Source organism: Aureisphaera galaxeae (genome assembly GCF_028561275.1).
Classification (GTDB): Bacteria; Bacteroidota; Bacteroidia; order Flavobacteriales; family Flavobacteriaceae; genus Aureisphaera; species Aureisphaera galaxeae.
Genome location: NZ_JAQQTF010000004.1, coordinates 840,043 through 859,417, shown reverse-complemented (window position 1 = coordinate 859,417; position 19,375 = coordinate 840,043). Strand labels below are relative to the sequence as shown.

The 19,375-nt window shown below is 42.8% G+C and carries 21 protein-coding genes; 9 read left to right on the top strand and 12 right to left on the bottom strand.

Annotated features, from left to right (window positions below):
- Window positions 1–30: 30 nt before the first annotated feature.
- The 4 genes from POV27_RS09225 to POV27_RS09210 are packed head-to-tail and all read left to right on the top strand — an operon-like array spanning window position 31 to window position 4,215.
- Window positions 31–1,014: an SMP-30/gluconolactonase/LRE family protein gene (locus tag POV27_RS09225; RefSeq protein WP_272862463.1), complete on the top strand. Its 984-nt coding sequence runs from the start codon at window positions 31–33 to the stop codon at window positions 1,012–1,014.
- Window positions 1,001–1,492: a gluconokinase gene (locus POV27_RS09220; protein WP_272862462.1), complete on the top strand. Its 492-nt coding sequence runs from the start codon at window positions 1,001–1,003 to the stop codon at window positions 1,490–1,492. The genes POV27_RS09225 and POV27_RS09220 overlap by 14 nt, the downstream gene beginning before the upstream one ends.
- Entirely contained in the window at window positions 1,485–2,882 is a 1,398-nt protein-coding gene (gene gndA / locus POV27_RS09215) for an NADP-dependent phosphogluconate dehydrogenase (protein WP_272862461.1), read from the top strand. The genes POV27_RS09220 and gndA overlap by 8 nt, the downstream gene beginning before the upstream one ends.
- Window positions 2,875–4,215, top strand: a complete 1,341-nt coding sequence (locus POV27_RS09210) for a GntP family permease (RefSeq protein ID WP_272862460.1) — start codon at window positions 2,875–2,877, stop codon at window positions 4,213–4,215. Before gndA ends, POV27_RS09210 begins: the two co-directional genes overlap by 8 nt.
- Here POV27_RS09210 and POV27_RS09205 read toward each other — a convergent pair.
- The 12 genes from POV27_RS09205 to POV27_RS09150 all read right to left on the bottom strand — a co-directional run bounded on the left by POV27_RS09205 (window position 4,212) and on the right by POV27_RS09150 (window position 15,274).
- Complete coding sequence (locus tag POV27_RS09205; protein WP_272862459.1) at window positions 4,212–5,432, bottom strand: class I SAM-dependent rRNA methyltransferase; 1,221 nt, start codon at window positions 5,430–5,432, stop codon at window positions 4,212–4,214. The two genes, POV27_RS09210 and POV27_RS09205, sit on opposite strands and share 4 nt — an antisense overlap.
- Window positions 5,432–6,217 (bottom strand): TerC family protein, encoded by a 786-nt coding sequence (locus POV27_RS09200; RefSeq protein WP_272862458.1) that lies wholly within the window; start codon window positions 6,215–6,217, stop codon window positions 5,432–5,434. Before POV27_RS09200 ends, POV27_RS09205 begins: the two co-directional genes overlap by 1 nt.
- A 13-nt stretch (window positions 6,218–6,230) precedes the next feature.
- Window positions 6,231–6,482, bottom strand: a complete 252-nt coding sequence (locus tag POV27_RS09195; protein ID WP_272862457.1) for an acyl carrier protein — start codon at window positions 6,480–6,482, stop codon at window positions 6,231–6,233.
- Window positions 6,483–6,485: 3 nt separating this feature from the next.
- On the bottom strand, window positions 6,486–7,757 hold the full coding sequence (locus POV27_RS09190) for a beta-ketoacyl-[acyl-carrier-protein] synthase family protein (RefSeq protein ID WP_272862456.1): 1,272 nt from the start codon (window positions 7,755–7,757) through the stop codon (window positions 6,486–6,488).
- Window positions 7,757–8,200: a 3-hydroxyacyl-ACP dehydratase FabZ family protein gene (locus POV27_RS09185; protein WP_272862455.1), complete on the bottom strand. Its 444-nt coding sequence runs from the start codon at window positions 8,198–8,200 to the stop codon at window positions 7,757–7,759. Before POV27_RS09185 ends, POV27_RS09190 begins: the two co-directional genes overlap by 1 nt.
- A complete protein-coding gene (locus POV27_RS09180; RefSeq protein WP_272862454.1) occupies window positions 8,201–8,959 on the bottom strand; it encodes an SDR family oxidoreductase in 759 nt (252 codons plus the stop codon).
- Window position 8,960: 1 nt separating this feature from the next.
- Window positions 8,961–10,013 (bottom strand): type III polyketide synthase, encoded by a 1,053-nt coding sequence (locus POV27_RS09175; protein ID WP_272862453.1) that lies wholly within the window; start codon window positions 10,011–10,013, stop codon window positions 8,961–8,963.
- The gene (locus POV27_RS09170) at window positions 10,010–10,726 is read right to left on the bottom strand and encodes a methyltransferase domain-containing protein (RefSeq protein WP_272862452.1); all 717 of its coding nucleotides are present in this window, start codon (window positions 10,724–10,726) and stop codon (window positions 10,010–10,012) included. The genes POV27_RS09175 and POV27_RS09170 overlap by 4 nt, the downstream gene beginning before the upstream one ends.
- Complete coding sequence (locus POV27_RS09165) at window positions 10,726–11,829, bottom strand: NAD(P)/FAD-dependent oxidoreductase (RefSeq protein ID WP_272862451.1); 1,104 nt, start codon at window positions 11,827–11,829, stop codon at window positions 10,726–10,728. The genes POV27_RS09170 and POV27_RS09165 overlap by 1 nt, the downstream gene beginning before the upstream one ends.
- Before the next feature lie 110 nt (window positions 11,830–11,939).
- Complete coding sequence (locus POV27_RS09160; RefSeq protein WP_473087680.1) at window positions 11,940–12,656, bottom strand: YiaD family glycine zipper/OmpA-like lipoprotein; 717 nt, start codon at window positions 12,654–12,656, stop codon at window positions 11,940–11,942.
- Window positions 12,656–13,141 (bottom strand): lipocalin family protein, encoded by a 486-nt coding sequence (locus POV27_RS09155; RefSeq protein ID WP_272862450.1) that lies wholly within the window; start codon window positions 13,139–13,141, stop codon window positions 12,656–12,658. Before POV27_RS09155 ends, POV27_RS09160 begins: the two co-directional genes overlap by 1 nt.
- Before the next feature lie 129 nt (window positions 13,142–13,270).
- Window positions 13,271–15,274 (bottom strand): alpha-ketoacid dehydrogenase subunit alpha/beta, encoded by a 2,004-nt coding sequence (locus tag POV27_RS09150; RefSeq protein WP_272862449.1) that lies wholly within the window; start codon window positions 15,272–15,274, stop codon window positions 13,271–13,273.
- Between the two features lie 123 nt (window positions 15,275–15,397).
- Here POV27_RS09150 and POV27_RS09145 point away from each other — a divergent pair, with 123 nt between their 5' ends.
- From POV27_RS09145 to POV27_RS09125, 5 genes are read left to right on the top strand one after another with little or no spacing between them, the layout of a single operon-like run.
- Window positions 15,398–16,348 (top strand): isopenicillin N synthase family dioxygenase, encoded by a 951-nt coding sequence (locus POV27_RS09145; RefSeq protein ID WP_272862448.1) that lies wholly within the window; start codon window positions 15,398–15,400, stop codon window positions 16,346–16,348.
- A 7-nt stretch (window positions 16,349–16,355) separates the two neighbouring features.
- Window positions 16,356–16,682, top strand: coding sequence for a translation initiation factor (locus POV27_RS09140; protein WP_272862447.1), 327 nt, complete (start codon window positions 16,356–16,358; stop codon window positions 16,680–16,682).
- Entirely contained in the window at window positions 16,672–17,595 is a 924-nt protein-coding gene (locus tag POV27_RS09135; RefSeq protein ID WP_272862446.1) for a DUF1835 domain-containing protein, read from the top strand. The genes POV27_RS09140 and POV27_RS09135 overlap by 11 nt, the downstream gene beginning before the upstream one ends.
- Window positions 17,595–18,464, top strand: a complete 870-nt coding sequence (locus POV27_RS09130) for a nucleoside phosphorylase (protein ID WP_272862445.1) — start codon at window positions 17,595–17,597, stop codon at window positions 18,462–18,464. The genes POV27_RS09135 and POV27_RS09130 overlap by 1 nt, the downstream gene beginning before the upstream one ends.
- Window positions 18,461–19,315: a substrate-binding domain-containing protein gene (locus POV27_RS09125; RefSeq protein WP_272862444.1), complete on the top strand. Its 855-nt coding sequence runs from the start codon at window positions 18,461–18,463 to the stop codon at window positions 19,313–19,315. Before POV27_RS09130 ends, POV27_RS09125 begins: the two co-directional genes overlap by 4 nt.
- The last annotated feature ends 60 nt before the right edge of the window (window positions 19,316–19,375 follow it).

Below are 19,375 nucleotides of genomic sequence, written 5' to 3'. Positions count from 1 at the left end.
GAAAAAATCACATTTTTAACATTCCAATTAATGAAAGCTAACCTTCTATTAACCATAATTTTACTTTGCACTTTATCCTTTAGCTGCAAACAAAAAGATACACAAATCCCTATTGTGGAAACCGAAATGGAAACTCCAAATCTTGCCAAATTAGAATATAAAATTAAAGCCGAATTGGGTGAGGGTGCTTTTTGGAACCACAAAACCCAAGAATTTTATTGGGTAGATATTCTAGGAAAACAATTACACATATATAATCCTGAAACCAAAAAAAATAGGTCCTTCCCCACTCCTTCTTTAATCGGAACTGTGGTTCCTAAGAACGATTCTTTGGCTTTGGTAGCACTAGAAGATGGTGTGTATATGCTGAATACTGTAAATGGCTCCTTAGCAATACTTTCTGATGTAGAAAAAGAATTGACCATCAATCGATTCAATGATGGTAAATGCGACCCCAATGGTAATCTTTGGGTGGGCTCCATGCACCTGGAGCAAAGCGAACCCAAAGGGAGCGTATACAAGATCGACGAACAAGGTAAGACTGAAAAGATGATTGATAGCGTGACCATTTCTAATGGAATTGTTTGGACATCAGACCACAAGACCATGTATTATATCGATACACCCACAGCTACCATTAGAGCGTATGATTATGATGTTGAAACGGCCACTATTTCCAATGAGCGTGCCGTGGTTACTGTAGATCCCAAAGATGGTTTTCCAGATGGTATGGCGATAGACAGCGAAGACATGCTTTGGGTAGGCATGTGGAATGGTAATGCAGTAGCCCGTTTCAATCCCAAAACAGGAGCGCTTATTTCCAAGATTGAGGTACCTGCACATAATGTGACGGCCTGTGCTTTTGGAGGACCTAACCTAAATGTTCTTTATATCACCACTGCTAGTGTGGACATGACCGAAGCTGAAAAAGAACAGTATCCGTTAGCGGGCTCTATTTTTGTTGCGAATCCAGGAGTAGCTGGTGTAAAAAGTGATTTCTTTGGAGCGAAATAAAGTCATAGTAGTATTGGGTGTTAGCGGTAGTGGTAAAAGCACTATTGGAAAGAAATTGGCCCATGCCCTTGAAATTCCATTCTATGATGCGGATGATTTTCATCCGCAAAGCAATATTGATAAAATGAAAAGCGGCCAACCCCTCAATGATGAGGACCGCTATCCTTGGCTAAAGAAGCTCTCTGAAGAGATCCGTTCTTGGAATAAAAAGGAAGGTGGGGTTTTAGCCTGCTCGGCTTTAAAGGAATCCTACAGAAAGATACTTGAGACGCACACGACAGTCGATTGGGTGTTTCTTACAGGCTCTTTTGAAACCATTTTTGAACGCATGAAGAACCGAAACCATTTCATGAAGGCAGATATGCTACAGTCCCAATTTGATGCTTTGGAAGCTCCCGAATATGGATACCATGTTGATGTTCGCATCAACCCTAGAAGAATTGTTGAATCCATTATAAAACGTTTTGGATATGCTTAAATCAGACATAGGGATAATCGGATTGGGAGTTATGGGCAGAAGCCTAGCTAAGAATATGCTATCTAAAGACTTTTCGGTTTCCGCATACAACCGATGGACAGAAGCCGAGAAGGATATCGTACCTAATTTCCTGAAAGATGCCTCAGATAATGCACAAGGCTTCACTAATCTATCTAAATTCGTGAACTCTTTGCAATCTCCCAGGAAAATTATACTTATGGTTACTGCAGGAGCCGCCGTAGATGCTGTAGTTTCTGAACTTAAGCCGCTACTGGACTCAGGCGATATCATCGCTGATGGTGGTAACTCCCATTTCAAGGATACCCAACGACGCGTGCAAGAATTGAAAGAAAACGATATCGAATTCTTGGGTGTTGGTGTATCCGGCGGCGAACAGGGCGCCCTTCATGGCCCTTGTATTATGCCCGGAGGAAAACAGGAAGCGTATTTGCAGTTTCAACCTATATTAGAAGCTATTGCTGCCAAGGACAACGATGGGAAACCTTGTGTTTCATGGATTGGTCCCGATGGTTCAGGGCATTTGGTAAAGACCGTTCACAACGGAATTGAATATGCAGAAATGCAACTCATTGCCGATTGCTATGCCATCCTCTCTCCTACCCATTCCAATGAAGAAATCGCAGCCATTTTCATAAAGTGGAACAAAGGCGATCACAAAAGTTACTTACTGGGTATAACAGCCACTATCCTTCAAAAAAAGGAAGGAGATGACTATCTAATTGATAAAGTATTAGACAAAGCTGGGAACAAAGGGACGGGGTCATGGACTTCTCAATTGGCTTTTCAATTAGGTATCCCCACACCCACCATCAATGCTGCGGTAACCGCGCGTTACCTTTCTTCTAAAAAAGAGGAAAGGATGAAGCTTAGCAAGGCCATCCCTGGACACGCCATAGATGAAGTACCAAGTCTCGAAGCCTTAGCGGCAACTTATCGTGCTTGTCGTATACTAAATCATCATCAAGGGTTCGAAGTGATCCGAGCTGCCTCTGATGCCCACAACTGGAATATCAATCTATCGGAATTGGCGAGGATTTGGACCGAAGGCTGTATCATTAAATCCCAACTCATGGAGAGTTTTGTTGATGTATTCAAAAACCATACATCAATTCTCGATGATCGCACCATACTTCGAACCATTTTGAAAAGCGAAAAGCCGTTTCTTTACACCTTGATTTATTCATTGAAATATAGATTATTAAATAGTTGTATTTCAGAAAGTTACAATTATTATGCATTCATAACCACTGCGCAATCTTCTGCTCATATCATCCAAGCACAGCGTGATGAATTTGGAGCACATACCTATAGACGAAACGATCGTCCCGAAAACGAATCCTTCACCACTAACTGGACCAATAATGGATAGTACTTTACTCATTGCCATCTTTGTGGGCATCGCTGCCCTCCTACTGCTTATATTACGTTTTAGAATCCAGGCCTTCATTGCCCTACTCATTGCAAGTATCATCGTGGGGATCATTGCTGGCATGGATCCGTATCAAATCATAGTGACCATACAGGAAGGAATGGGCAGTACACTGGGCTTTGTGGCCGTTGTCGTGGGTCTCGGAGCCATGTTCGGGGCTATCTTGGAACATTCTGGAGGTGCGGAAGCTGTCGCTTCTTTCTTACTAAGTCGTTTCAAAGAAAAGGGAACTTCCTGGGCGCTCATGCTCACTGGGTTTCTTATTGCTATTCCTGTGTTCTTCGATGTGGCCTTTATCATCCTCGTTCCTATGATCTATTCCTTGCAGCGAACCTCTAAAAAATCTTTGCTGTTATACGGAATCCCCTTATTAGCTGGACTTGCGGTAACTCATACCTTCATCCCACCTACTCCTGGTCCCGTGGCAGTAGCCGATATATTGAAAGCAGATTTAGGATGGGTAATTGTTTTTGGATTTATTGTCGGAATACCTACCGCCATAATAAGCGGACCCATATTCGGACGATATATAGCAAAGAAAATCCATATCGATGCACCTGCCCTACTTTCCGATATTGAACAGGAAGATGGCAAACGCCCTTCCGTCTGGATGATTTTCAGCATTATTGCATTACCGATTTTCCTAATCGTGGGTAACACATTCCTAAATAGCGATATGGCCTCTTGGGCTTCAGAAAGTGTGAAAAACTGGGCCAAAATGATCGGCCATCCCTTTGTCGCCTTAATCCTAGCCAATCTCATTGCGTGGTATGTATTGGGAATTAAAAGAGGAAACACGGCCAAAACCTTGCAAACCATTACAGGAAAATCATTAGCCCCTGCAGGAATTATCATTCTACTCACGGGTGCTGGAGGCGTTTTTAAACAAATGCTTATTGAAACAGGTACCGGAACCATGATGGCCGACTACTTCAAGGAATTGGGTCTGGGAATCTTAGTAGTTTCGTTCATCATTGCTGCGCTCGTACGCATCCTGCAAGGATCTGCCACCGTAGCCATGATCACGGCTGCTGGTGTGGTAGCTTCATTATTGGAAACGGATCCCTTAGGTGCTATCGACACAGCTTTATTGGTCATTGCCATAGCCTCTGGAGCGACCATATTGTCGCACGTGAATGATAGCGGATTCTGGATGGTATGTAAATATATGGGAATGACGGAGAAACAAACCTTCCGAAGCTTTACGGTCATGACCACCGTCCTAGCATTAGTGGGGATTACATTCGTTGGCCTAATTTCAATCTTCGTTTAATTGCTGAAACGGTAATATCCGCACTTAAGATAAGCTCCTTCTGGAAATCCGATGGGATGATCTACATCGTGATAGGTCTTATCCTCCATTCGAAACGTTCTTCCGGATGCTTCCAACGCCTTTGCGTTGATATCGAAGAAATCTGGGGCCGTTACTCGTGAAGAACAGGATGCCAAAACCAGTAAACCCTTAACAGCTACCAATTGTGCCCCTAAAATCGCCAATTGCGCATATTTCTTTTTGGCTAAGGTGATTTCCTTGGCGCTCTTGGCAAAACTAGGCGGATCTACCACTACAATATCGTACTGTTTTCTATTTTCAACCAAGCGGTTCATCTCAGCAAAGGCGTCTCCTGCAAGGGTGATATGAACTCCTGAGACATCATTCAATTTTGCATTTTCTTGAGCGACTTCCAACGCTTGTTTGCTAATATCCAAACTAGTCACTTCAGTGGCGCCACCCACCAAGGCATGTACCGAAAAGCCTCCCGCATAACTGAATACATCCAACACGGTTTTTCCTTCAGATAGCTCCCCTACCCGTTTTCGGTTCGCTCTATGATCCAAGAAATAGCCCGTTTTGTGACCTTTAATCACATTGGCTGAAAAGTTCACTCCGTGTTCTACAAAGGGTACCACTTCGTCTTCCAACGCACCAAACGCCACCATTCCATCTTCTAGGTTATGGGAATTGTTTTGCTGAAGGTTCCTACTTAAACGCAATACGCAACAGCTTGCCTCGGAAGTTTTTATGAGTAACTCTAATATGACTTTCAAAAAGGGAAACCAAATAGCGGAATACAGCTTCACCACCAAAACAGTATCGTACACATCGGCTATCAAGCTTGGAAACCCATCATTTTCCCCAAATAGTAAACGATAGCTATTCGTTTCTGTTTTCAATAAGGATGCTCGTTTGGAATAGGCTTCATTAATCTTACTTTCGAAAAAGGAGGCATCTAACTTAGCTCCACTTCCAAAGTGAACCATTTTAATGCGAATGGGAGAACTTGGGTCATACAAACCAACTCCAATGGGTTTATTTTTGGTATGACTAAAGATGACAGCAATGTCTCCAGAAGCCCCTTCTTTATTAACCTTGTCAATGCTATCGCTAAAGATCCAAGGGTGGTTACTGCGAACACTCTTTTCCCCTTTGGCCGAAAGCTTTATGGCTAAGACCTTCGGTGTTACTTCGGGAAAAGAAATAGAAAACATTAATCGTCGAATTCTCGGTTAATCTCTTGGCTAAGCTTCTTCTGGTAGCGACTTTGCACGATATCGATAAGCACCAGCACAGCAATCACGAAATAGAAAGTAGCCTTGCTCATGGCTTCAATTTCGCTTCCGAATAACTTGAGATGCGCTAAATGTCCGCCTTCCGAAAGCAACATGATTCCTACTACCAAAAGAATGAACAATCCAAGTACTTCGTACATTCGGTTCTTCTTTAAGAACTCGGTTACTTTTCCAGCCAACCAGATCATGAGTAATCCACCAATTACAATGGCAATAGCCATCGTAAGGAATACATCTGTAAGGGCGATAGCGCCGAGAATGGAGTCGAAAGAGAACACCAAATTCATGAGGACAATAGAAAAGATAATCGCCCCAACCGATTTGGGTTTCTTGGGTTTATCGTCTTCATCCTCTATCACCATCATATGCCATATTTCTTTCATAGCGGTATACATGATGAAAACACCTCCAAAGAGGATGATAATACTGTGCAGGTTGAAAGATCCTTCGAAAATGCCGTTATCGTGGAACTCAAACCACGGATCCTGGAACAATTCGATAAGGCGCAACAACACAAACAGCAAAACAATACGAAGTACGATCGCCATACCAATCCCAAGCCTGCGTACCTTGGCTTGTTGATCCAAAGGAGCTCTTTTGGACTCTATGGATATGTACAGAAGGTTATCCAACCCCAGTACCCCTTGCAACAGTATGAGCAATAGTAATGTAATTAAGTTTTCAGCAGTAAAAAAAGCTTCCATGGTGATGGTTTAGTTAGTTGTTTATTTTTTCTTGAATCAATTTAATTGCGTTGGAAACAGTATCCAAGGCTTGCAATTCATGATCCTTAATAGATATATTGAAGGCATCTTCCACATCCAAAACGACATCGATTAGGTGGGCAGAATTGATATTAAGTTCTTGTATTAGATGGCTTTCTGGTGTGATACTATCAACGGAAACGTCTTCTGGTAAGTATACTTTTATGATGTCCCGTAGTTGGTCATAGATGGCTTCGGATGTCATTCACTAAATTTTTCTAAAGATAATACACGCATTCACATCTCCAAAACCAAAACTGGCTTTTGCCGCGGTTTTTAAAGGCACTTCAATTTCCTCTTGCGGAACCTTTTCACGATCAATGAGTTCACTTATTTCGGGATGCAAATCTTCACAATTGATATTCGGAAAAACGAAACCATGCTGCAATTGCAATACCGTCGAAATAATCTCCATACTGCCACTGGCTGCCAATCCATGCCCTATCATAGCTTTTAATGAATTGATATAGGGGAAGTCCTTTCCTTTTCGACCTAAAGCCTCGCACCAATTTGCGATCTCTGTCGGATCTTTTGCCGTTGCCGTTAAATGCCCATTCAGGTAATCCAATTCCCTTGAAGTTATTTGGGCATTACGTATGGCATCTGTAATACATTTTTGCACAGCCTTGCTATTGGGAGCCGTCATGCTTCCGCCTAAACGTTGCCCACCATTATTGCTGCTTCCACCCAAAACTTCCGTATAGATGGTAGCACCCCGTTTTTGAGCACTTTCCAAGGATTCCAACAATACCGCCCCCGCTCCACTGCCTGGCACAAAACCACTAGCACTGGCACTCATAGGCCTTGACGCCTGTTTGGGGGTGTCATTATGTTTAAACGTGGTCACTTTCATAGCATCGAAACCACCCCAGACATAGGGACTGGCATCACTACAACTTCCACAGAGCATTTGTTCGGCTTTGCCATTGGCAATATGATCATACCCCATAAGGACTGCTTCCGTTCCGGTTGCGCAGGCCGATGAATTGGTGGTAACCCAATTGCCAGCTCCTATCTTACCTCCTAAATAGGCACTAATGCCACTAGCCATTGTCTGAATTACTGTAGTGCTTCCCAAACGTCTTACATTACCGTCATCCAATTTATAAATCGCTTCGCGAAATTTCTCTACGCCACTGGTCCCGGTTCCGAAAACAACTCCCAAATCCCATAAGGGTTCGCCTTCTTTTTCAGCGACGTTAATTCCTGCATCTGCCAAAGCATCCATACCCGCCATTACACCATACAAGATGCCATTGCTGTTAAAATTCCGCAATTCGAGATCGGTAAAGTATTGTTTTTGTAATGTTTCAGGAACCTCAGGTTGGGCGCCTAACTGACAAGAAAAATTAAGCTCGGTTAATTTGGGGAAATGCCGAATTCCAGAGACGCCAGAACGTATATTCTTAAGGAAGGTAAGAATTCCCACTCCATTGGGAGATACAATTCCCATACCTGTTATCACTACCCTTCGTTTCACTAGGATTCCTTTTTATTTTGAAAAATGATGCCACTAATGGTGCCTTTGCAGACCACTTTTTCATTTTCATTCAGCATTTTCACTTGACACTTCAATTTTCCAAAACGGAAATATTCCTTTTCAGAAATCACCGTCACCTTCTCACCAGGTAATACGGGCTCATAGAAATGAACTTCGTTGGAAACAAGGGCAATCTTATCGTCTTCGGTTAAGCCATCAATAAGATGAATCCCCAAACATACCACACCTATCTGGGCCATGCATTCGGTAAGAATAACACCGGGCGTAATGGGATTTCCCTTAAAATGACCTTGGTAGAAGTATTCATCTTCAGCAAACGTATAGGTCCCTTGGGCTCCGTCATCACTAACAGCATCCAACGCATCTACGAAGAGGAATGGCTTTTCGTAAGGTAATTGTGCTATGATTTCCTGATGTTTCATTTAACGTAAACTTTCCCCGCCATCGGCTTTGATCACAGTGCCATTAATCCACCCAGCACCTTCTTTACATAAGGCAACAACAACTCCACCAACGGCTTCGGGGGTTGTCACTTTAGAAAAAGGATTCCGTTGGGCGGCACTCTTTAAAAGGGCATCGTACCCAGGTATATGTCGAAGGGAAGGCGTATCCGTTACTCCCGCTTGTATACAATTAGTAGCAATTCCATGGGGCGCGTATTCTACCGCCATTTGCCGCATTAAGGCTTCCAAGGCCGCCTTGGCTACCGAAACTGCTCCGTACCCCTTCCAAACTCTGGTATTCCCTTCACTGGTAAAAGCTAAATTCTGAGCTCCTTCTGCAAACTTCCCTTCCGCTACCAAAGCTGCCGTCCATTGCCACCAGCTTAAGGCCATAGCATCCAAGGTAATTTTGAAATCTTCCAAAGAAATATGTGATAAGGGCTTTACCGTTCCTTTGGCGATGCTATGTAACAATACACCCACTGAATTATTTGGAAGCGCTTCCACTACTTCATTTAAGGTCTCCAATTTCAAAGCATCCCTATTGAAGGATTTCACTTGAACACCCAAAGATTCCATCTCGGCAATAGCCAATTGCAATGTCTCCATTTCGGACTTACGATCCCGATGCACCAGACAAATATGAAAGCCTTCCTTAGCCAACGCTCTAGCACTGGCGAGGCCTAATCCGCTACTGCCGCCTAAAATGACAGCCCATTTCTGTAGGTGATTCTCCATATTAAAATTCCAATAAGATGCGCTGGGCCGAAAAACCAGGCCCAAAACTCAGCATCAATCCCAATTCTCCTTCGGGTATGTCCCGTTCTAAAAATCGCTCGAGCACATATAGTACCGTAGCACTGCTCATATTTCCATATAAGTTAAGAACTTCTTTTGTATCCTCAATGTTTTTTCCCAATCCTCCGAATAAATCTTCGACCGTTTGTACAATCTTCTTCCCGCCGGGATGAAAAACAAGGTGATCCACATCGGCTATGGTCTTTCCATTCGCCTCTAAAAAGGGATGAATAATATTACCAAAATGCTGGGCAATCTGATCGGGAACGTCTTTGTCTAAAATCATCTGTAGGCCCGTATTCACCATTTTAAAACCCATCATATGGGTCGCATCATAAAAATGATACATGGCTTCATCAATAATCTTGGGGCCTTCGGCATTTTCTTCGGAAGACATCAATACACAAGCCGCACCATCGCCAAAAATAGCAGCACTTACGATGTTAACCATGGAAAAATCTTCCAATTGAAAGGTAGCCGTTGGGGATTCTAACGCCAACACTGCTGCTCGCTTCCCAGGATTGGCCTTTAGAAAATTATGGGCATAGATCATTCCTGAAATTCCAGCGGCACAGCCCATTTCAGTTACTGGTAATCGCACAACATCCTGCCGCAGGTTCATCTCATTGATGAGATAAGCATCTACCGAAGGAATCATGATCCCAGTACAACTTACGGTGATAATAAAGTCGATGTCCTTGGGACTCCAATTCGCTTTGACTAGGGCCTTTTCCAAACTCTGTTTCCCCAACTCCTTCATTCCCTTTATATAGATATCATTTCGCTCTTCGAAAGTGGAATTGAAAAACACTTCATGGGCATCCATGATGGAATAGCGACGACTTACCCCTGCGCCTTCGAAAATCTTGATCACTTTTCTACGAAAACGATCGTCCTGCCCCTGTAGCCATTGTTCCACAAAGGGAAGGATTTCGGCCGTAGACCGGGTATATTGGGGAAGTTGCTTGGCAACTGTAGTAATTGTTACGCTCATGTATTAGAGATCAACCATTGATACCGAAATGCCCATTTCCATCGTATGCGATGGGTTCCGGATATCTCCTGGCTTAGGTGTTGCAATTCTTTTTTCTTAAATCCTTTCGCTACCGAAATAAGTCCATCGTTCCTTGCCGTATCTGTTTTCAAAAACACGGCACCGAATATTCGAAACAACCGAAATGCCCATGCACTCCTTTCTAGGTCGTTTACAACGATGCCAACTTTCGATCGTTGCTGTAATTTCTGAAGCAATCCTATGATTTCTTCTTCTTCAAAATGATGTAAAAACAAGGTGCAAAGGGCAATGTCGAATTCGGGTAGCGAATCCATCCCTGAAAATACATCTATTTTTTTGAATTCTAGGTTAGAATACCCAGAAGAACGCTTTTGGGCCTCTTCCAAAATAAATGGATTGGCATCAACCCCTATCCCTGTCATCTCCAAACCTTTCTTTAGAGCCCAACGAGAACACTGTCGTAAGATCTCCCCATCTCCACATCCCAAATCTACGATCACCAAAGGTTCAGTTATTTTGTTTCTTCCATCTAATAGATCTTGAATACCGGAAAGCGTAATATGGGTGCCGCCTAAAAGGGTATTTACAGTTTTAAGGTCCTTCAGGAGCAGCTTCATCTCAGCACCTTGGAAGTTCATGTCGTCCATGACCTCCAACTCCTTAGATCGATATTTAGATGAAAACGAAACCATCAAAAAGTAGATCCATGGGTTTTACAAATCAGTTTGGGAATCAACACAGGGAAACGTTTCACAAATTGCACGCCCCAATGCGAAATCTGTTTGTTCAACAATAATTGCTGAAGGATCCTTCCGTAAAACAAACGTGTTTGAAAGGTTTGCCGCCATTGTTCGGAATACTTCTTTTCAATAGCCTCACGATTCAGGGAACTCGATTGGATTGCCCTGACCAATATTTCTGAAATGAGCTTCGCACTGTGAATTGCCATCGCCATACCATTACCGCAAAGTGGATGAATAAGCCCAGCGCTATCCCCAATCATAAAGGTATTGTGCTCCACAGGATTCTTAGGATAAAAGGAAACTTGCGCTATGGACAAGGGGCGCTCAAAAACAGGGGTTGCCTGCTCGAAGAACGTTTTTAAATGAGGATTCTGAGACATTACAGTTTCCTGAAATTCTGCTATACCCGACGACTTCTTAAACGTTGTGTACTTTGCCAGATAACAGGCATTCACCACGCCTGTTTCTGTTTTGGACAGTCCGCAATAACCTCCATCGAAATTGTGCAGGGCTACCACATCATCTTTAAAATCGAACTCGTAATGCGCCTTTACGGCCAACCATGGCGAGCGCTTTTCAATAAAATCCCGTTGCAAATACACATCGAGGTTGGATCGCTTACCGTAGGCCCCTATTAAAAAATGGGATCGATAGGTTTCATTGGATTTGGTATCTACGGTGAAGGTACTATCTTCTTCAAACCGGATTTCATCTACTTGGCCAAACACCACATCAATTCTGTCTTTTACTTTTTCGTACAACAGTAAATCCAGTGCATAACGGGATATCCCGAATCCGCCCAATGGAAGCTTTGCTCTGGCTACGCCTCCTTTTTTGGTCGAAATCTCAAATTGGGTAATGGGTATGGCACCTTCAGCAAAAGGATCGACTCCCAAAGAATTGAGATAAGGAATCACCTCGTTTGAAATGTATTCCCCGCAAACTTTGTGCTTGGGATAAGCGTTTTTTTCAATCAGCAACACTTTAATCCCATGCTTAGAAAAGTGCAAAGCAGCGGTTAACCCTGCAAGGCCGCCTCCTACTATAATCACTGAATATATCTTGGGGGAATTCACTTCTTAAAGTACGGAGGAAATCTTCAGAAAAAAAAATCCCAAGAACGCTGTCTTGGGATTTTATGATTTCAAATTCTTAATAGGGTTTAGTTCCCTCCGCCTGCCTCTTTTTCGGCTTCTTGCTTCATTTTCTCATTAGGAACAATTACAATATTCACCCTACGGTTCTGTGCACGACCTTCTGGTGTATCGTTGGAAGCGATAGGGCTTGTTTCCCCAAACCAGTTGGTATTGAAACGCCCTGGGCTTAATCCCTTTGATCCTGTAAAGTAATTGGTTACAGACTGAGCACGATTTTTGGAAAGTGTCATATTGTATTCATCACTTCCGGTACTATCGGTATGCCCAACTACCAAAACATCGGTGTCCCGGAATTCTACCAAAACACCTGCAAGTTTATCTAAAGTCGCTTTAGAATCGGCATTGATGTTGTATTTATTGGTATCGAAATACACTCCATTGTTTTCGCCATCGAAGGTGACGATAATACCGTCATCTACGCGTTCCACTTTAGCGCCTGGCACTTCTTCTTCGATTTTCTGGGCGTTCTTGTCCATTTTGGCACCGATAAGCACCCCAGCGGCACCTCCAACGACACCACCAATTACTGCACCTATTTCACCATTTCCACCTTTTCCAATATTATTACCCAAAATGGCTCCCAATACAGCGCCTCCAGCAGCACCAATTACGGCACCTTTCTGTTTGTTATTGGCATTCCGCGTAGCGTCACATCCTGTTAGCCCTAATGCTAGAACCAGGGCTAAACTTATACTAGCAATTTGTTTCATATATCGTTTCATTATTCATTGATTTTAGAGAAGTTCATAGTAATGGTAAAGGGCTTTCCTTCCAATTGTACCGTCTGTTCCCAGCGCATAGAAGAGTTACTCAACTGGGCCAATCGCAATCGGAAACCAACAGCCCTATCTTTATCGGGCTTACCCAGCTTTGTAGTGGGTTTCAGCAAGAAATCATAAAGGCCCGTATCCGGATCTATTTCCTGAATGGTAAAAATGAAATTTCGCTCACCCGTGGGGCAATTTCCATCGGTAATGGAGTAATAACCCGAGTTATTATTTGGAATAAAACGCCACGAGCTTCCTTCAAAACACTCTTTGGACGTATCCTGGAACATCGTAATGTTAAAGGTGCCTTTTTCGCTATAAGTAATGTCATCTATGACCCAATCGCCTTTAATGACTTTTTTGGACTCTATGACCGTTTTGGGCGTGCCGCAGCCCGCCATGATGGCGATAACCGCCAATAGCATCATAACTTTTTTCATATGCTTGGTTTTACGAGGTTGATATTCGTTTGGTTTGCTAACGAAAGGTACTAAAAAACGAAATACCCAAGACGTGGAATCGACGGTAAATCAACCAAATAAACGGGTGTTTAAACGAAAAGCGAACCTTTAATACGCCAAAAGTTCGGCCAATGTTTCTTCAAAACGGGTTTTAGGCAAGTAATTGTTCTCCAAATTCTGCGCAAAAGGAATCGGTGTTTCCAAACTGGCCACACGTCGGATGGGTGCATCTAAATGCTCAAAACAATTTTCAGTAATGAGTGCAGAAATATCACTGGCAATACCTCCAAACATAGAATCTTCCTGAAGGATAAGCACCTTCCCCGTTTTCTTAACAGAAGTATAGATCGCCTCTGTATCTAAGGGCGATAGTGTGCGTAGATCGAGCAAATCCACGGAATAATTGTTATTTTCCAATACTTCCAATGCCCAGTGAACCCCAGCTCCATAGGTAATAATGGTAAGATCGTTACCTTCCTTTAAAAGTGCAGCTTTCCCCAGGGGAAGCGTATAATAATCTGTAGGAACTTCTTGACGGATGCTTCTATACAATGCTTTGTGTTCAAAAAACATCACAGGATTCGGATCTTCAATGGCCGTTGCCAATAGTCCTTTTGCATCATAAGGAAATGCGGGATAAACGACTTTTAACCCTGGAGTATGGGTAAACCACGCTTCATTGGTCTGACTATGGAAAGGTCCAGCACCTACTCCTGCTCCACAGGGCATACGGATCACAACATCGGCATTCTGATCCCAGCGGTAATGGCATTTGGCTAGGTAATTTACGATAGGATTGAAACCAGAAGTAACAAAATCGGCGAACTGCATCTCCATAATGGCTTTAAAACCATTAATGGACAACCCCATGGTAGCCGAAACAATAGCACTTTCACAAATGGGAGTGTTGCGCACACGCTCCCTTCCAAAAGCTTCAACAAATCCTTCCGTAATCTTAAAAACACCTCCGTATTCTGCAATATCCTGTCCCATGATTACAGCATTATCATGGCGTTCCATGGACTGCTTCAAACCTTCAGAAATAGCATCTACAAAACGGAGTTCTTTTGTTTCTAATTTCGAACTAACTTTCTGATATATAAATTCTTGAAATACATCATTTAATTCATCACTTTCAGTAGATTCAATAACCTCTTCAGCGAAAGCAATGTCCAAGCCAGCATTGATTTCATTCTTTATTTCGGCCTTATACGTAGCGATTTTTGTTTCAGAAAGGATGCCTTCAGAAAGTAGATAACTTTCAAAATTCAATACAGGATCTTTTTGAGCCCAAGTCTCCATCAATTCTGCAGGCACGTATTTGGTACCACTCGCCTCTTCATGACCTCGCATCCTAAAGGTTTTGAACTCCAATAACACCGGTCTTGGATCCTTGCGCATGCTTTCCACAATGTCGGTAACCTGCGAGAATACCTCCAAAACATTATTCCCTTCAATAATATGGGATTCCATACCGTAGCCCTTACCGCGGTCGGCTAGGTTTTCGCATCGATATTGTTCTTCAGTAGGCGTAGAAAGCCCATATCCATTGTTCTCAATACAGAAAAGTACGGGCAATTGCCATACAGAAGCCACATTTAATGCCTCGTGAATATCCCCTTCACTGGTCCCGCCTTCTCCGGTAAACACAGCACATACTTGGTCGTTATTCTTTAGAAGATTTCCTAAGGCAATCCCAGAGGCTACTCCAAATTGAGGCCCCAAATGGGAAATCATCCCCACAATATTGTATTCCTGGGTTCCGAAATGGAAACTTCGGTCGCGACCTTTAGTAAATCCACTAGCTTTTCCTTGCCATTGGGAGAACAGACGGTGCAACGGAATTTCACGGGTGGTAAACACCCCTAAGTTTCGGTGCATGGGCAGGATATACTCTTCTTTATTCAGTACAGAAGAGATTCCTACCGATATGGCTTCTTGCCCAATACCACTGAACCATTTGGAAATTTTCCCCTGCCGCAGAAGAATCAACATCTTTTCCTCTATTAATCGAGGTTTAAGCATACGCTTGTACAGGGTAATCAGTACATCATCACTGAGATTCTTGCGGTCATAATCGAAAAAAATGGATTCCTTGGTTTCGGTTGCCATGTTCAAAATTTTGTGAATGTCAAATGTAGAAAAAAAGCCTATTGTACAAACTATTTCCCCGTATTTTTTCGCTCGGAAATCCTCGGTATATTTGATATATTTGTATGTATAAACGATGATGTTATGAATAATATACCTAGCGTAGATTTGGCCGACTTCCTTTCGGAGGATCCAGCGAGAAAGCAAAAGTTTGTGGATGAAATTGGAAGTGCCTATGAAGAGATTGGATTTGTATCCCTTAAAAACCACTTTTTGGATGACCAATTGGTGGAAGATCTTTATAAAGAAGTAAAAGGTTTCTTTGCCTTACCCGTAGAAACCAAACGACAATACGAAATTGAAGGTTTGGGGGGGCAACGTGGTTATGTTTCCTTCGGAAAAGAGCACGCCAAAGGCAAGAAAGAAGGAGATTTAAAAGAATTCTGGCATTTTGGCCAAGAACCGGCAGCAGATGCCAACCTTCCCGAGGAGTATCCGGAAAATGTAATAGTGGAAGAACGCCCTTATTTTAATGCCACAGGAATGGAAGCCTATCGAATGCTCGAGAAAACAGGAATCTATGTGCTTCGCGCTTTGGCTTTATATATAGGTTTGGAAGAGCACTATTTCGACAAATGGGCAAACAACGGAAACAGTATCCTACGCCCCATCCACTACCCTCCTATTACCGAAGAACCCCAAGGGGCCGTTCGCGCCGGTGCCCATGGTGACATTAATCTAATCACCTTACTTATGGGAGCTTCTACAGGAGGACTGCAGGTACTGCGTAAAGACGGACAGTGGATCGACGCCATTCCTGAAGAAGATGAATTGGTGATCAATGTAGGCGATATGTTAGAGCGTCATACCAACAACAAACTTCGTTCTACGATCCACCGTGTGGTAAACCCTCCTAAGGAGCAATGGCATACGCCAAGATATTCCATTCCATTCTTCATGCACCCAAGAAGCGATATGCGTTTGGATTGTTTGGAAGCTTGTATTGATGAAAACCACCCAAAAGCGTACGAAGACATTTCTGCAGGTGAGTTCCTCCACCAACGATTGGTAGATATTGGTTTGATTAAAAAGTAACGTCACTTTGGATTTACAAGAACAACTTAAAAACCTTTTTCCAGACCATGTTCCCAGTGAGGAACCTAAGAAGGAAGAGAAGCCCACAGTTTGGCTTCAGGACGAGCCGCTCATTTGTAAATATGAGAAGCGCAAGGGAAAGCCCATCACCATTATTGAAGGATATAACGGAGCCGACCATGATTTTAAACAATTGGCCAAGGAGATAAAGCAATTGCTGAGTGTTGGTGGAAGTTTTAAGAATGAACAAATCATCATTCAAGGAGATTACCGGGATCGGATCATGAAATTCCTTCAGGAAAAAGGCTTTAAAACCAAACGGGTTGGCGGCTAATATTGTACATCTTACCAACGGCGATAGCTTCACGGAATGCTTGCGATCGATCATTCAGAAGGAAACGATCCTAACTTGGAATGAAATCCTTTGTGAAGGCCCCACTTACCCTGAAGTCCTATCTGAGGCCTTTATCGATGAACGTATTGCATACCTGAAAAGGTTCGAACCTACAGCCGAGACTAAATACCATGATTTTGTTGCTCAATTTGATGTATTGAACACTTCCCATTTTGATACGGTAGTGCTCTGGTTCGAATATGATTTGTTCTGTCACATCAACCTAGCAGCCGCCTGTTCCTATATGGCTTCACAATTACCCAATACGACCTTTTATTTGGTGTGTAGCGGACATATCCCGGAAAAAGAAGGCCTTTTTGGGCTGAGCGAACTTTCTGAAGAAGCCATTCTTCGAGAATACGAAAACAAAGTCTTGTTGAATGCTTCTGATCGAAACTCTCTGATTCAATTTTGGGAGACCTATTGCTCGGATGATCATTCTCGATTAAGAGAAGTGGATTTTGACGCGGAAAAGCTTCCATACCTATCAGAATGCATAACAGCACATCTCCAACGTTTTCCTTCCGAAGAGAACGGATTAAATGCTTTGGAAACACAGGTATTGAAAGCCATTGATGACAACGAACTCACTTCCACTCATACATTGGTTGGGCAATTGCTTCGCAATCAGGGATATTATGGTTTTGGGGATCTGCAATGGTTTCAAATCGTAGAAAGGTTATGGCATTTATTCGACCAAGATGAGGTATTAAAATTAACGGATACAGGAAGTGATATTCTGCACAAAAACCACAATGTTTTACACGACTTACAGGACAATACCCTATTTGGTCGATGTGCCAAATACGACTACCTTTACAGCTCCACCAAACAGGCTATAGCAAAGAGATAATGCGCATTCCAGAATCGGAACTTATTCTAAACCAAGATGGTAGTATATACCACTTGCATTTACATCCAGAAGATATTGCTGAAACCATCATTACCGTTGGCGATCCCGACCGCGTATCGGAGGTAACACGGCATTTCGACACCATTGAATTCACCAAGCAAAAACGCGAATTCAAGACCCAAACGGGAAGTTATAAAGGAAAACGGATGACGGTAATTTCTACGGGGATTGGAACCGACAATATCGATATTGTTTTCAACGAACTGGATGCTTTGGCTAATATCGATCTAGAAACACGTACCACAAAAGAAACCTTCACCCAATTGGATTTCATTCGCATTGGTACTTCGGGTGCTATACAGCCAGATATTGCAGTTGATAGTTTTTTAGTATCCGCCATGGCCATTGGTTTCGATAACCTAGTCCATTTCTATGGAGACCATGATTATTCTGACGATGCCTTTATTAATGCCTTTATGAATCACTTACAATGGAGTCCAAGGAAATCGGAGCCTTATAGTGTGGCCGCGAGTCCGCACCTATTGGCCTTATTTCCAGATTCCGATTTCATTCAGGGAATTACAGCCACCAATGTTGGGTTTTACGGCCCACAAGGAAGAAAGTTACGATTGGCTTTAGAAGACGATGGGATGAATAAAAAACTGGAGTCTTTCAGATATAATGATAAGACCATTACAAATCTTGAGATGGAAACTTCTGGCATTTATGCCATGGCTAGTTTGTTGGGGCATAATGCTGTTTCCCTTAATGCTATCTTGGCCAACAGAGCGCTAGGAACCTTTAGCGATTCGCCTTCAAAGGCGGTGGATTCCCTTATTATAAATGTTTTAGACCGTATTGTAGCATGAAGAAATTTCACATAGGAGGCGTACCCGAGCATTTTAATTTACCTTGGTATTTAACGCTACGTAATAAGGAATACCAAGAAGAAGGCATAAACTTGCGTTGGAAGGATTTCTATGGTGGGACAGGGCAAATGTGCAAAGCCCTTCGTGAAAAAGAAATCGACATGGCGGTTATTCTTACCGAAGGCGTTATTCGTGATATCATTAATGGGAATGACTGTAAAATTGTTCAGGTCTTCGTGGCTTCCCCATTGATCTGGGGTATCCATGTTGCCAAGAATTCCGATTACCACTCCGTTTCAGACATAAAGGGAACTGCCGCCGCTATTAGCCGATACGGTTCTGGCTCACACCTTATGGCGTATGTCAATGCAGAAAACCACGGCTGGGATACGGAAAACGACCTTCAATTTGAAGTAATCAAAAACCTGGAGGGAGCTTTACAATCCCTTCCGGAGGGCAAAGGGGATTATTTCATGTGGGAAAAGTTTACGACCAAGCCCTATGTGGACAATGGCCCTTTCCGTTTAGTAGGCGAATGCCCTACCCCATGGCCTTGCTTTGTGATTGCCGTTCGGGAAGATGTATTGGAAAATAATCCGGATAGCGTGAAGACTATCTTGGATATTATTAATAACACTACCCTCGACTTCAAGAATATCCCATCGATCGATCGAATGATTTCCAATAGATACGATCAGCAATTGGAAGACGTTCAGGAGTGGCTTTCGCTCACAGAATGGTCTCAAAACAACCTTAGTTTGGACCAAGTTGAGGCTGTTCAGGAAAAATTATTGCAGCTGGAACTCATTGATAGAAAGGTGTCTAGCAAGGAATTGTTGCACTCTTTTTAATTTTTTTAAAAAAAAGCGCAACCTTTTTTGCTACCCGGCGTCTTACCTACGTAAAAACCT

Excerpts from the sequence above, each read along its gene's own strand:
- POV27_RS09225 (WP_272862463.1), top strand. The coding sequence starts at position 31 with ATGAAAGCTAACCTTCTATTAACCATAATTTTACTTTGCACTTTATCC.
- gndA (WP_272862461.1), top strand. The coding sequence starts at position 1,485 with ATGCTTAAATCAGACATAGGGATAATCGGATTGGGAGTTATGGGCAGA.
- POV27_RS09210 (WP_272862460.1), top strand. The coding sequence starts at position 2,875 with ATGGATAGTACTTTACTCATTGCCATCTTTGTGGGCATCGCTGCCCTC.
- POV27_RS09205 (WP_272862459.1), bottom strand. The coding sequence starts at position 5,432 with ATGTTTTCTATTTCTTTTCCCGAAGTAACACCGAAGGTCTTAGCCATA.
- POV27_RS09200 (WP_272862458.1), bottom strand. The coding sequence starts at position 6,217 with ATGGAAGCTTTTTTTACTGCTGAAAACTTAATTACATTACTATTGCTC.
- POV27_RS09195 (WP_272862457.1), bottom strand. The coding sequence starts at position 6,482 with ATGACATCCGAAGCCATCTATGACCAACTACGGGACATCATAAAAGTA.
- POV27_RS09185 (WP_272862455.1), bottom strand. The coding sequence starts at position 8,200 with ATGAAACATCAGGAAATCATAGCACAATTACCTTACGAAAAGCCATTC.
- POV27_RS09180 (WP_272862454.1), bottom strand. The coding sequence starts at position 8,959 with ATGGAGAATCACCTACAGAAATGGGCTGTCATTTTAGGCGGCAGTAGC.
- POV27_RS09175 (WP_272862453.1), bottom strand. The coding sequence starts at position 10,013 with ATGAGCGTAACAATTACTACAGTTGCCAAGCAACTTCCCCAATATACC.
- POV27_RS09170 (WP_272862452.1), bottom strand. The coding sequence starts at position 10,726 with ATGGTTTCGTTTTCATCTAAATATCGATCTAAGGAGTTGGAGGTCATG.
- POV27_RS09160 (WP_473087680.1), bottom strand. The coding sequence starts at position 12,656 with ATGAAACGATATATGAAACAAATTGCTAGTATAAGTTTAGCCCTGGTT.
- POV27_RS09155 (WP_272862450.1), bottom strand. The coding sequence starts at position 13,141 with ATGAAAAAAGTTATGATGCTATTGGCGGTTATCGCCATCATGGCGGGC.
- POV27_RS09150 (WP_272862449.1), bottom strand. The coding sequence starts at position 15,274 with ATGGCAACCGAAACCAAGGAATCCATTTTTTTCGATTATGACCGCAAG.
- POV27_RS09145 (WP_272862448.1), top strand. The coding sequence starts at position 15,398 with ATGAATAATATACCTAGCGTAGATTTGGCCGACTTCCTTTCGGAGGAT.
- POV27_RS09130 (WP_272862445.1), top strand. The coding sequence starts at position 17,595 with ATGCGCATTCCAGAATCGGAACTTATTCTAAACCAAGATGGTAGTATA.
- POV27_RS09125 (WP_272862444.1), top strand. The coding sequence starts at position 18,461 with ATGAAGAAATTTCACATAGGAGGCGTACCCGAGCATTTTAATTTACCT.